Here is a 13,009-nt window from a genome sequence, read left to right as displayed (position 1 = left end):
AGCGATGACGTTTCGGCTCGGCCAGGGGGCAAGGGCCGAGGGGCATCGTTTGCACCTGCACGACACGCTGCCCTCGACCAACAGCGAGGCCCTGCGCCTCGCCCGGGAGGGGACGGCCGGCCCGCTCTGGGTGGTGACGAAGCGCCAGGAGGCGGGCCGAGGGCGGCGCGGCAATGCCTGGGTCTCGCCGGAAGGCAACCTCGCCGCCAGCCTGCTCTGGCCGGTGCCGGGCGTGGCGCCGGAGCTGGTCGCGACCCTGGGCTTCGTGGCCGGCGTGGCCCTGGTGGGGGCGCTCGGCGACGTGACCAAGTCCCCGGACGCGTTCCGCCTGAAATGGCCCAACGACGTACTGGCGGAGGGCAGGAAGCTCGCCGGCATCCTCCTCGAAGCCGAGCAGCTGCCCGGCGGGCGGCGGGCGGTGGTGATCGGTTTCGGCGTCAATGTCGCCGCCGCACCCGAGGGATTGCCCTCTCCGGCGGCCTGCCTGCGCGATCATGGCGGGGGCAATGCGCCGCTTCTCTTCGAATTCCTGTCGGAACGATTTGTGGAAGCGGCCCGGATCTGGAACAAGGGGCGCGGATTTCCGGAAGGAATCCGCCGGCGCTGGCTGGAGCGCGCCGCGGGGCTGAAGCAGCCCGTGGCGGTGCGCACCGGCAGCGAGACGCTGGCGGGGACCTTCGACGATATCGACGAGGGGGGGCGGCTCGTGATCCTCGCCCCGGATGATGGTACGCGGCGAACCGTGACGGCGGGCGAGGTGCATTTCGGAGAAGCCGCGACGGCGGCCTGAACGTGGAACCAAGGACAAGATGACGACTAGGCAGGACGAACTCGTCTTCGTGCCGCTCGGCGGCGTGGGCGAGATCGGCATGAACGCGGCCCTCTATGGCTTCGGCCCGGAGAAGAGCCGCAAATGGATCATGGTCGATTGCGGAATGGGCTTTGCCGGCGAGGAGGGTTTCCCCGGCATCGACCTGATGTTCCCCGACCTCAGCTTCATCGAGGAGCGCCGGAAGGACCTTCTGGGCATCTTCATCACCCATGCGCACGAGGATCATATCGGCGCGGTGAGCGAGCTGTGGCCGCGGCTCAAGGCGCCGGTCTACGCGACTCGCTTCGCCAAGCAGCTCTTGGAGACCCGCCGGCTCTCCGAGCCTGGCGCGCCGAAGGTGGAGCTGCGCGAGATCAAGCCCGGCAAGCGCGTGCCGATCGGCCCCTTCGAGATCGAGTTCGTGCCCGTCTCACACTCGATCCCGGAATCGAACGCCATCGCCATCCGCACGGAGCACGGCCTCGTGCTGCATACGGGTGACTGGAAGCTCGACGACACGCCGGTGGCCGGCGACATCACCTCGCCCGACGCCTTCCGGGCGCTCGGCGACGAGGGCGTGCTGGCGCTCGTCTGCGATTCCACCAACATCGTGCGCGAGGGCCGTTCCCCGAGCGAGTCCGAGGTGGCGGCCACCCTGGCCCGCCTGATCGAGGAGGCGCCGCACCGGGTCGCGGTGACGACCTTCGCCTCCAACGTCGCCCGCATCCGCGCCGTGGCCGACGCGGCCAAGGCCTGCGGCCGGCAGGTGATCGCCGTGGGCCGGGCCATGGACCGGGTGATCGATGTCGCCCGGGAATGCGGCTATCTCGACGGCCTGCCCGACTTCCTCTCCGCCGATTCCTACGCGCGCCTGCCCCGCGACAAGGTCGTCTGCCTGCTCACCGGCTCGCAGGGCGAGTCCCGGGCGGCCCTGGCCCGGGTGTCGCGGGACGACCATCCGGCGATCTCGCTGACCGCGGGCGACCGGGTGATCTTCTCCTCGCGGGCCATCCCCGGCAACGAGCGGGATGTCGGGGCCATCATCAACGACCTGATCGAGGCCGGCGTCGAGGTCATCACCGACCGGACCGAACTCGTTCACGTCTCCGGCCATCCCCGCCGGGACGAGATGGTGGCGATGTATTCCTGGACGCGGCCCAAGGCCGCCGTGCCGGTGCACGGCGAGGCCCTGCATCTCGACGAGCATGCGCGCTTCGCCCGCTCGCAGGGCGTCGACACGGTGGTGAAGGCGCGCAACGGCTCCGTGGTGCGCTTGGCGCCGGGCGCCCCGGAGGTGATCGGCCACGTCAAGGCCGGCCGCCTGTTCAAGGACGGCAATGTCCTGATCGACGCGAACGACCGGGCGATCCCGGAGCGCCGCAAGCTCGCCCAGACGGGCATCGTCTCGGTGGCCATCGCCATCGACGAGCGGGGCGAGGTGATCGGCGAGCCGGCGGTGGACATCATGGGTCTGCCCAACCGCGGGCGCTCGAACGAACCCCTGCTCGACACGGTGGTGGACACGGTGCACCGGACCCTGAGCGGCCTGTCGCGCGGCAAGATGAAGGATTCCGAGGCCGTGGAGAACGCGGTCGACCGGGCCGTCCGCTCCGCCGTCAACGAGGCCTGGGGTAAGAAGCCCGCCTGCCACGTGCAGGTGGTCGAGGTGTGATAGCTTTCCCGGCGCTCCGTGCGCCGGGGACCGAAACGGTCACCGCGGGCGCCGGCGGGCGACCCGTCGCGCGCGCCCGCGGTGACCGAAGAACGAGACGAGGGAGGACGACACAATGATCGGGCGGCTCAACCACGTGGCCATCGCCGTGAAGGACCTCGAGGCGGCGACGGCCGTCTATCGCGACACCCTCGGCGCCAAGGTGACCGAGCCGCTGCCGCAGCCGGAGCATGGCGTGACGGTGGTGTTCGTCGAGCTGCCCAACAGCAAGGTCGAGCTGATGTCGCCCCTCGGCGAGAACTCGACCATCCAGGGCTTCGTGGACAAGAACCCGGCCGGCGGCATTCACCATGTCTGCTACGAGGTCGAGGACATCATCGCCGCCCGCGACAAGATGAAGGCTGCCGGCGCCCGCGTGCTCGGGACCGGCGAGCCGAAGATCGGCGCCCACGGCAAGCCGGTGATCTTCCTGCATCCCAAGGACTTCCTCGGCACCCTCGTGGAACTGGAACAGGTCTGAGCGACCTGCGGCCGTTCCGACGTTTCCGAGAGAGCCCCTTCGTGCGCAGCCTGTTCCGATCCGTCGCGGCCTCCACGCCGCTCACGCTCCTCATGGTCGCCGCCGGCGTGGCGGCGATCGCCTGGATCGCCGTGAAGGTGTTCGACCTGACCGTGTTCGGAGCCTGCGCCCTCTATTTCGTGCTGTGGTGGACCTTCCTGTTCGCGATTCTGCCGATCGGCAACGCGCCGGAAGCCGATCCGCAGCGGATGGTGCCGGGGCAGGATCCCGGCGCGCCCGCCCTGCCGCGCCTGCGCGAGAAGGCCCTCGTCACGACCCTCGTCGCAGCCGTGGCCTTCTTCATCGCGGTGCTGGTCTTCCCCCTGGCCCGGCTGTGAAGCCCCTGGGATGCGGTGCGGCTTTCTGTTGACAGCCGAGCCGTTGCCTCTGCAACTTTGCCCCGGACGCGCAGCTGCCGAAGGGCGAGCCGGGCTTGGCCCGCGCGCGACAGGGAGAACGCCATGGTGACGGCCCCGGGGACGACCTCCGCCAGGAGCGAGGGCGGGTCGGGCGGCCAGGGCTGGCTCTTTCCCTTCATGCTGGCGCTGTTCTTCGCCTGGGGGCTCGCCACCGTTCTCGTCGACATCGTCACGCCCAAGCTCAAGAGCCTGTTCTCGCTGAGCTACACCGAGGCGACACTCACCCAGTTCTGCTTCTTCGCGGCCTTTGCCCTCGTCTCGCTGCCGGCCGGCGCGATGGTGGCGCGGATCGGCTACATGCGCGGCCTCGTCACCGGGCTGCTCGTCATGGCCACGGGCTGCCTGCTTTTCGCGCCGGCGGCGCGGCTCGGGCTGTTCCCGATGTTCCTGCTCGCCCTGTTCGTGATGGCCTCGGGCATCGCCATCCTTCAGGTCGCGGCCAATCCCCTGGTGGCCCGGCTCGGCGACCCGGCCCAGGCCTCGAGCCGCCTCACCCTGGCCCAGACCTTCAATTCCCTCGGCACCACCGTGGGGCCGGTGATCGGCGCCTACACCATCCTGGCGCAATCGGCTGCGCCCGCGGGCACGGACGCGGCGGCCCTCGCCGCGGCGCGCCAAGCCGAGGCCGATGTCGTGCGCACGCCCTTTCTGGTGATCGCCCTGGGGCTCGGCGCCCTGGCGATCCTGTTCTGGTCCCTGCGCCGCCGGGTGCGGGAGGAGAAGCCGGCCTCCGCCGGGGGCGGCGGCCTCGGGCTCGACCTGCTGCGGCGGCCGCGCCTCGCCTTCGGAGCCCTGGCGATCTTCCTCTATGTCGGCGCCGAAGTCTCCATCGGGACGCTGATGGTCAGCTATCTGGAGCAGCCCCGGGTTTTGGCGGCGCCCCCCGAACGGGCGGCTCATCTCCTCAGCTTCTATTGGGGCGGCGCGCTCACCGGCCGCATCGTCGGCGCGGCGGTGCTGCGCCTCGTGCGGCCGGGGGCGGCGCTCTGTGCCTGCGCGCTTACGGCCGGCCTACTCGCGACCCTGTCGGGCCTGTCGGCCGGTCCGCTCGCGGCCTGGACGCTGATCGCGGTGGGGCTCGCCAATGCGATCATGTTCCCGACCATCTTCGCCATGGCGATCGAAGGGCTGGGCGCGCGGACCGCGCAGGGGGCGGGGATCGTCTGTGTCGCCATCGTCGGCGGGGCGATCGTGCCCGTGATCACCGGCATGCTGGCGGATGGCTTCGGGCTTGCCTTATCCCTCGGCGCCCCGGTGGTCTGCTACCTCTGCATCGCGGCCTACGCCTTCGCCAACCTGCGGGACGTGTTCGGCCAGGCCTCGACGCGGTCCGGCGCGGTCGCCGCGTAGCGGCGTGCACGGCCGCGGGCCGGATCTCGGGAGACGACCGCGAGAAGTCGCGTAATGCTTTGCCGGCTGAGCTGGGGGAGCGGCGGGACGGTCCAGATGTCCGGGGAGATCGGGCGCGTCCAAGACAATCGGATACGCCGCATCCGAGGCCGCTCTGCTGCGAGCGGGTCTTCAAGACTTACGCGTTGGAAGGGAGGGTCCAACAAAACAAAAAGCAAGGCTCGAAGCCTTGCTTTTGAATAAAGGATATGAACAGCCTCGATTTGTCTCGCGCATCTTGATCGGCGCGGCGGCTGATTGTTCCTCCCAAGACCCGGACCGTTCGCTGCCGGAAGACGGCTGCGACCATCACGGGGCCGCTTATAGGAAGAAGATTTCCCTTTGTCATCAGCCCAAGAGAGATTTGCTGCGTTTTTTTTCACGGGGCAATATGCCCTTCCGGTCGGGGTCACCGCGGCGCGGTGCGGCGCCAGCGGGATGTGAAGTCCCCGTCCGTCGATTGCGCGGAGACCGTCGCCCCGGAACGCTTGTCTTTTGCCGGGGCAATGTGTTGTGTGCCCCGCAAGCGCGCCCTCAACGGGTGCGAAAAGGTTTCATGAAGGCCTGACGATGCGTCTCTCCCGCTACTTCCTGCCGATCCTGCGCGAGACGCCCAAGGAAGCCGAGATCGTCTCGCACCGGCTGATGCTGCGCGCGGGCCTGATCCGTCAGGAGGCGGCGGGCATCTATGCCTGGCTGCCGCTCGGCCTGCGGGTGCTGGACAAGGTCTGCAAGATCATCCGCGAGGAGCAGAACCGCGCCGGCGCCATCGAGATCCTGATGCCGACGATCCAGTCGGCCGATCTCTGGCGGGAATCGGGCCGCTACGAGGCCTATGGCAAGGAGATGCTGCGCATCAAGGATCGCCACGAGCGCGACATCCTGTACGGGCCCACCGCCGAGGAAGTCGTCACCGAGATCTTCCGGGCGAGCGCGCGCTCCTACAAGGACCTGCCCAAGAACCTCTACCAGATCTCCTGGAAGTTCCGCGACGAGGTGCGGCCGCGCTTCGGCACCATGCGCTCGCGGGAATTCCTGATGAAGGACGCCTATTCCTTCGATCTCGACCAGGCCGGTGCGCGGCACTCCTACAACAAGATGTTCGTGGCCTACCTGCGGACCTTCTCGGCGCTCGGCCTCAAGGCGATCCCGATGCGGGCGGATACCGGCCCGATCGGCGGCGATCTCAGCCATGAGTTCATCATCCTCGCCCAGACCGGCGAGAGCGAGGTCTTCTGCGACAAGGCCTATCTCGACTTCGACATCCCCCCGCCCACCGTCGATTTCGACGACGTGGCCGGGCTGCAGGGCACGGTCGACGCCTGGACCTCGCATTACGCCGCCACGGACGAGATGCACGACGCGGCGGTCTTCGCCGAGGTGCCCGAGGAGGCGCGCATGTCCGCCCGCGGCATCGAGGTCGGGCACATCTTCTATTTCGGCACCAAGTATTCCGCGCCGATGAAGGCCGTGGTCACCGGGCCGGACGGCCAGGAGCGGCCGGTGCATATGGGCTCCTACGGCATCGGCCCGAGCCGACTCGTGCCGGCGATCATCGAGGCGAGCCACGACGAGGGCGGCATCATCTGGCCGGATTCCGTCGCGCCCTTCGACGTCGCCCTGATCAATCTGAAGGTCGGCGACGCCGCCTGCGACAAGGCCTGCGCCGAGATCCAGGCGAGCCTGGAGACCGGCGGCATGTCGGTGCTCTACGACGACCGCGACGAGCGCCCCGGCGCCAAGTTCGCCACCGCCGACCTGATCGGCCTGCCCTGGCAGGTCATCGTCGGGCCGAAGGGGCTCGCCGAGGGCAAGGTCGAGATCAAGCGCCGCGCCACCGGCGAGCGCGAGACCATCGCGCCGATCGACCTCGTCGCGCGCTTCCGGCTGGTCTGAGGCGGCGATGGCGGGCGCGGCCGGTCTCGGGATCAAGGCACGGGCATTCGCCGGCAGCCTCGCCGCGCGCTTCGGCGGCGGCGGCACCGCGCCCTTCGCGCCCTTCGAGTGGATCATCGCCGGGCGCTACCTCCGGGCGCGGCGGCGGGGCGGCGGCGTCTCGGTGGTGGCCCTGTTCTCGGTGCTCGGCATCGCCCTCGGCGTCGCCACGCTCATCATCGTGCTCTCGGTGATGAACGGCTTCCGCACGGAATTGCTGTCGAAGATCGTCGGGCTGAACGGCCACATCTTCGTCGCCCCGGTCGATCGCCTGTTCACCGACTATGCCGACCTCTCCGACCGCCTGGAGAAGGTGGCCGGCGTGCGCGCGGCGATCCCCCTCGTGGAGGGGCAGGCCTTCGCCTCCTCGCCCTATGGCGGCTCCGGCGTGCTGGTGCGCGGCGTACGCGCCAAGGACCTCGACAAGATCGCGGCGATCTCCTCCAACATCAAAGGCGGCTCGCTCGCCGGCTTCGACGACGGCACCGGCGTCGCCATCGGCCGCCGGCTCGCGGAGACGCTCGGCCTCCAGGCCGGCGACCAGATCACCCTCTCGACGCCGAAGGGCGCCAGCACGCCCTTCGGCGTGGCGCCCCGCACCAAGACCTACACGGTCAAGGCGGTGTTCGAGATCGGCATGACCGAGTTCGACCAGACCTTCGTGTTCATGCCGCTGACGGAGTCGCAGGCTTTCTTCAACCGCGACGGCGATGTCAGCCTGATCGAGGTCTATATCGACAATCCCGACGGGGTGGCCGAGCTGCGCGGCGACCTGGAGATGGCCGCGGAGCGCCCGGTGGTGCTCACCGATTGGCGCCAGCGCAACCGCACCTTCTTCGGCGCGCTGGAGGTGGAGCGGAACGTGATGTTCCTCATCCTCAGCCTGATTGTGGTGGTGGCGACCCTCAACATCATCTCCGGCCTGATCCTGCTCGTGCGCGACAAGTCGAGCGACATCGCGATCCTGCGCACCATGGGGGCGACGCCGGGCACGATCATGCGGGTCTTCCTGCTCAACGGCGCCCTGATCGGCATCGTCGGCACCCTGTGCGGGCTCGCGCTCGGGATCGTGTTCACCCTCAACATCAAGCCGATCCAGCGGATCCTCTTCCCCTCCGCCTGGGATCCGACCGTGCGCTTCCTCGCCGAGATCCCGGCGGAGATGAACGCCAACGAGATCACGGCGGTGGTGCTCACCTCCATCGCCCTCTCGCTGGTGGCGACCCTCTATCCCTCCTGGCGCGCCGCCCGGCTCGATCCGGTGCAGGCCCTGCGCTACGGCTGATCCCGGGAGCTGTTTCCTCACATGTCCAGCAAGGAGGCAGCCGGCGGCCAGCCGGTGCCGGCTCTGTTCTTCGCCCGCGTCGAGCGGCGCTACGCCCAGGCGGAGGGCGCCCTCGAGATCCTGCGCGGGGCCGATCTCGCGATCTGGCCCGGCGAGCTGGTGGCGCTGGTCGCACCCTCGGGCGCGGGCAAGTCGACCCTGCTGCACCTTGCCGGCCTGCTGGAGCGCCCGGACGGGGGCGAGGTCTATATCGGCGGCCGGCCGACCGCGGCGATGTCGGATGTGGAGCGCACGCGCATCCGGCGCGAGGAGATGGGCTTCGTCTACCAGTTCCATCACCTGCTGCCGGAGTTCTCCGCCCTGGAGAACGTGGTGATGCCCCAGCTCATCCGCGGCCTCTCCCGGGCCGAGGCGAAGAAGCGCGCCACCGAGCTTCTGAGCTTCCTCGGCCTCGGCGCCCGGCTTCCGCACCGTCCGGCCGAGCTGTCCGGCGGCGAGCAGCAGCGCGTCGCCATCGCCCGCGCCGTGGCCAATGGCCCGCGCCTGCTGCTGGCGGACGAGCCCACCGGCAATCTCGACCCGCACACGGCGGACCACGTCTTCAACGTCCTGATGGCGCTGGTGCGGGCCTCGGGGCTCGCCGCGCTGATCGCCACCCACAACCTCGACCTCGCCGCCCGCATGGACCGCCGGGTCACGATCCGGGACGGGCTGATCGAGCAGGTGGTGTGAGGCGCCTGTCGATCGGGGCCTGATTTACCGCACGTTAACCCCAGTTTCCGAACGCGTCCTGCACAGGCTTTACACAGAACAAAACAGGAACAAAACTTCTCCCGTACACAGAACGGGAGGCGAACATGGTCAGGCGCATCATCCTCACCGGCATGGTCGAGTTCACCGCTTTCGGGCTCCTGTCGAGCGCTGTCGTGCTCTGGGCCGTAGCTCTGTCGCCGATCCGGTGAAGGCCGCGTTGAAGGGTCCGCCCGTGTTCCGCCGGAAACGGGTTGTTCACAGGAGATCGCGGAAAGGCCCCGCCGCGGGTGCCTCCGCCCCTGGGCGATGATGCCGCGGGGGCACGGCCGGTGGATATCGCGTCTCGTGAGCCGGCTCGCAGTCGACTCTTGAGCCGATTCTCCCGATCCTGCCCGCCCCCAACGAAGGTCGGTCATGACGCGGTTGCTGAAGGAGGTCGGTTTCGTCCACCTCCACGTCCACTCGTCCTATTCGCTCCTCGAAGGTGCCCTGAAGGTCGGCGACCTGATCGGGGCGGCCTATGGCGACCGGCAGCCGGCGCTCGCGCTCACCGACACCAACAACCTGTTCGGCGCCCTGGAATTCTCCGAGAAGGCGGCGGGCAAGGGCATCCAGCCGATTCCCGGCATCCAGCTCTCCGTGCGGTTCGAGGCGCCCGATCCGATGGTGCGCGGTGCCCAGCTCGGCAGTGCCAACCTCGTGCTGCTCGCCCAGGACGAGGCCGGCTACGGCAACCTGCTGCGGCTGGCGAGCCGCGCGCATTTCGACGTCCCCCTGGGCGAGCCGCCCTGCCTGGACGCGCAGGCCTTGAAGGAGGCCTCGGCGGGCCTGATCGCCCTCTCGGGCGGCCCGACCGGCCCCCTCGACCAGGCGATCCGCGCCGGCCGGGCCGATCTCGTGGCCCGCCGCCTCGACCGGCTGAAAGAGGCCTTCGGCGAGGACAATCTCTATCTCGAATTGCAGCGCCACGGCGCCGAGGGCGAGGCGCGCATCGAGCGCGAATTGCTGGCTCTGGGCCAGCGCCACGGCCTCGGGATGGTGGCCGCCAACGAGCCCTTCTTCTCGAAGGAGGCCGATTACGACGCCCACGACGCGCTGCTCGCCATCGCCGAGGGCCGCCTCGTCTCCGACGAGCGCCGCCGCCGGCTGACACCCCGGCACGGCTTCAAGACCCGCGCCGAGATGGTCGAGCTGTTCCGCGACCTGCCGGACGCCCTGAGCGCCACGGTCGAGGTGGCGATGCGCTGCGCCTACCGGGTGCGCACCCGCAAGCCGATCCTGCCGAATTTCGGCGCCGTGGCCGCGGGCGAGACGCCGGCCATGGCGGAAGCGATCGCCGAGGCGACCGAGGCGGTCGCGCAGGAGGTGGCCGCCGACGAGCCGACCGAGCTCTGCCGGCAGGCCGAGGCCGGGCTGGAGCTGCGCCTGAAGCAGCACGGCACCGCCCCCGGCTTCTCGGAAGAGGATTACCGCGCGCGCCTGAAGTTCGAGCTCGACGTCATCGTCAAGATGAAGTTCCCGGGCTACTTCCTGATCGTCTCGGACTTCATCAAGTGGGCCAAGGAGCACGACATCCCGGTCGGGCCGGGCCGCGGCTCGGGTGCCGGCTCGCTGGTGGCGTGGTCGCTCCTCATCACCGATCTCGATCCGCTCCGCTTCGGCCTGCTGTTCGAGCGCTTCCTCAACCCCGAGCGCGTCTCGATGCCGGATTTCGACATCGACTTCTGCGTCGAGGGCCGCGAGCGGGTGATCCAGTACGTGCAGCGCCGCTACGGCGAACGGCAGGTGGCGCAGATCATCACCTTCGGTACGCTGCTCGCCCGCGGCGTGCTGCGCGACGTCGGCCGCGTGCTGGAGATGCCCTACGGGCAGGTCGACAAGCTGACCAAGCTCGTGCCGCAGAACCCGGCCAACCCGGTCACCCTGGTCCAGGCCATCGAGGGCGAGCCCAAGCTGCAGCAGGCGATCGAGGAGGAGCCGATCGTCGCCCGCCTCATGGAGATCGCCAAGAAGCTGGAGGGCCTGCACCGCCACGCCTCGACCCACGCCGCCGGCGTGGTGATCGGCGACCGGCCCCTCGAGGAGCTGGTGCCGCTCTACCGAGACCCGAAGACCGGCATGCGGGTGACCCAGTTCAACATGAAATGGGTCGAGCAGGCGGGGCTGGTGAAGTTCGACTTCCTGGGCCTCAAGACCCTGACCATGCTGCGCTGCTGCACGGATCTGCTCAAGCAGCGCGGCATCGAGGTCGATCTCGCGCAGATCCCCCTCGACGACAAGACGACCTACGAGCCCATGGGCCGCGGCGAGACCGTCGGGGTGTTCCAGGTGGAATCGGCGGGCATGCGCAAGGCGCTCTGCGAGATGCAAGCCGACCGGTTGGAGGACATCATCGCCCTGGTGGCGCTCTACCGGCCGGGCCCGATGGCCAACATCCCGGTCTATTGCGAGCGCAAGCTCGGGCGCGATGCCGGCAACGAGGCGAGCTGGTACCCGCATCCGATGCTGGAGCCGATCCTGCGGGAGACCTTCGGCATCATCGTCTACCAAGAGCAGGTGATGGAGGTCGCCAAGGTCCTTGCCGGCTACACCCTCGGCGAGGCCGACATGCTCCGCCGCGCCATGGGCAAGAAGATCAAGGCGGAGATGGACGCCCAGCGCGACCGCTTCGTGAAGGGCTGCCTCGAAAGCGGCATCGCGCAGGCGAAGGCCAACGAGATCTTCGACCTGCTCGCCAAGTTCGCCGATTACGGCTTCAACAAGTCGCACGCGGCGGCCTATGCCCTGGTGACCTACCAGACGGCCTATCTGAAGGCGAACTACCCGGTCGAGTTCCTAGCCGCGGCCATGACGCTGGACATCGACAACACCGACAAGATCGCCGAATTCCGCCAGGACGCGCAGCGGCTGAAGATCACCGTCGAGCCGCCCTCGATCAACACCTCGGGCGTGGTCTTCACGGTGCACGAGGGGCGCATCCGCTACGCGCTCGCCGCCATCAAGGGCGTCGGCCGGGCGGCGGTGGAATCGATCGTGGAAGCGCGCGGCGACCGGCCGTTCAAGGACCTCGCCTGCTTCGCCCGGCGCCTCAACCCACGCCACGTCAACAAGCGGACGCTCGAGAACCTGATCGCCGGCGGCGCCCTCGACTGCATCGAGCCGGACCGGGCCCGCGCCTATGCCGCCGTCGAGCCGATGATGAAGATGGCCCAGGGCGCGGCCGAGGCCGAGACGACCGGCATCGTCGACATGTTCGGCGGCGTCACCGCCGCGGAGGTGGGTCTGCGGGTGCCGCCCTACGAGCCCTGGCCGATGTCGGAGACCCTGAAGAAGGAATACGAGGCCATCGGCTTCTTCCTCTCGGGCCATCCCCTCGACGAATATGCCGGCCTGCTCGACCGGCTGCGCGTCCAGAGCTGGGTGGATTTCTGCCGCGCGGTGCGGGCGGGCTCGGCCAGCGTCGGCCGGGTCGCCGCCTCCGTGCTCGACCGGGCGGAGCGGCGCACCAAGAGCGGCAACAAGCTCGGCATCGTCACGCTCTCGGACCAGACCGGTCATTTCGAGGCGATCATCTTCTCGGAGGGCCTCGGCCATTACCGGGACATCCTGGAGCCCGGCCGCCCGCTCGTGCTGACGCTCCAGGCGAACCTAGAGGGCGAGGACGTGCGCGCCCGCATCCAGACCGCGGAGCCCCTCGACCAGGCGGTGGCCCGCCACCAGAAGGGCATGCGCATCTACCTGCGCGACGACCGGGCCTTGGGCTCGGTGCAGCAGCGCCTGACCATGCGCGGGGAGGGGGAGGTGTCGCTGATCCTCATCCTCGACGGCGGCGAGCGCGAGGTCGAGGTGAAGCTGAAGGACCGCTACCAGGCGAGCCCCCAGCTCGCGGGCGCCCTGCGGGCGGTGCCGGGCGTGGTGCAGGTCGAGGTGAACTGAGGCCGGGGCCGCGGCACCCGCGCGTCTCTACTCCGCCTGCTCGATGCTCTGCTCGAAGGTCTCCGCAATGCGGGGATCGCCCATCAGCGCGATGGCCGAGAGCAGGAGCCCCAGGATGACCGCGTAGAGCAGGATGAAGCGGCTCGGGTTCCGGCTGCGCAGGAAGGCGAGGCCGGCGAAGGGGATGCTCTGCAGGGCAAGCGCCGCGGGGACATTCATCGATCGCTCCGAGGCGCATCCGGGAAAGGCA

10 protein-coding genes are annotated in these 13,009 nt (G+C 69.3%); 9 read left to right on the top strand and 1 reads right to left on the bottom strand.

Annotation, left to right across the window (positions count from 1 at the left end; translation table 11 throughout):
* The first annotated feature begins 4 nt into the window (after nucleotides 1–4).
* From MFF21_RS15685 to dnaE, 9 genes are all read left to right on the top strand, one after another.
* Nucleotides 5–790, top strand: coding sequence for a biotin--[acetyl-CoA-carboxylase] ligase (locus MFF21_RS15685; protein WP_238312175.1), 786 nt, complete (start codon nucleotides 5–7; stop codon nucleotides 788–790).
* 19 nt (nucleotides 791–809) lie between these two features.
* Complete coding sequence (locus MFF21_RS15680) at nucleotides 810–2,483, top strand: ribonuclease J (protein ID WP_238312173.1); 1,674 nt, start codon at nucleotides 810–812, stop codon at nucleotides 2,481–2,483.
* Nucleotides 2,484–2,598: 115 nt separating this feature from the next.
* Nucleotides 2,599–3,003: a methylmalonyl-CoA epimerase gene (mce, locus tag MFF21_RS15675; RefSeq protein ID WP_238312172.1), complete on the top strand. Its 405-nt coding sequence runs from the start codon at nucleotides 2,599–2,601 to the stop codon at nucleotides 3,001–3,003.
* A gap of 92 nt (nucleotides 3,004–3,095) precedes the next feature.
* Nucleotides 3,096–3,380, top strand: coding sequence for a DUF1467 family protein (locus MFF21_RS15670; RefSeq protein WP_238312345.1), 285 nt, complete (start codon nucleotides 3,096–3,098; stop codon nucleotides 3,378–3,380).
* 123 nt (nucleotides 3,381–3,503) lie between these two features.
* Entirely contained in the window at nucleotides 3,504–4,811 is a 1,308-nt protein-coding gene (locus MFF21_RS15665) for a sugar MFS transporter (protein ID WP_238312170.1), read from the top strand.
* A 609-nt stretch (nucleotides 4,812–5,420) separates the two neighbouring features.
* The gene (gene proS, locus MFF21_RS15660) at nucleotides 5,421–6,746 is read left to right on the top strand and encodes a proline--tRNA ligase (RefSeq protein WP_238312168.1); all 1,326 of its coding nucleotides are present in this window, start codon (nucleotides 5,421–5,423) and stop codon (nucleotides 6,744–6,746) included.
* A gap of 7 nt (nucleotides 6,747–6,753) precedes the next feature.
* A complete protein-coding gene (locus MFF21_RS15655) occupies nucleotides 6,754–8,070 on the top strand; it encodes a lipoprotein-releasing ABC transporter permease subunit (protein ID WP_238312166.1) in 1,317 nt (438 codons plus the stop codon).
* A 21-nt stretch (nucleotides 8,071–8,091) separates the two neighbouring features.
* Entirely contained in the window at nucleotides 8,092–8,802 is a 711-nt protein-coding gene (locus tag MFF21_RS15650; protein WP_238312164.1) for an ABC transporter ATP-binding protein, read from the top strand.
* A 435-nt stretch (nucleotides 8,803–9,237) separates the two neighbouring features.
* Nucleotides 9,238–12,759, top strand: a complete 3,522-nt coding sequence (gene dnaE, locus MFF21_RS15645) for a DNA polymerase III subunit alpha (protein WP_238312162.1) — start codon at nucleotides 9,238–9,240, stop codon at nucleotides 12,757–12,759.
* 27 nt (nucleotides 12,760–12,786) lie between these two features.
* Here dnaE and MFF21_RS15640 read toward each other — a convergent pair whose 3' ends face one another.
* Nucleotides 12,787–12,978, bottom strand: a complete 192-nt coding sequence (locus tag MFF21_RS15640) for a hypothetical protein (RefSeq protein WP_238312160.1) — start codon at nucleotides 12,976–12,978, stop codon at nucleotides 12,787–12,789.
* Nucleotides 12,979–13,009 lie beyond the last annotated feature (31 nt).

This window comes from Methylobacterium organophilum (assembly GCF_022179465.1).
Classification (GTDB): domain Bacteria; phylum Pseudomonadota; class Alphaproteobacteria; order Rhizobiales; family Beijerinckiaceae; genus Methylobacterium; species Methylobacterium organophilum.
This window is presented reverse-complemented; position numbering and strand designations above follow the sequence as displayed.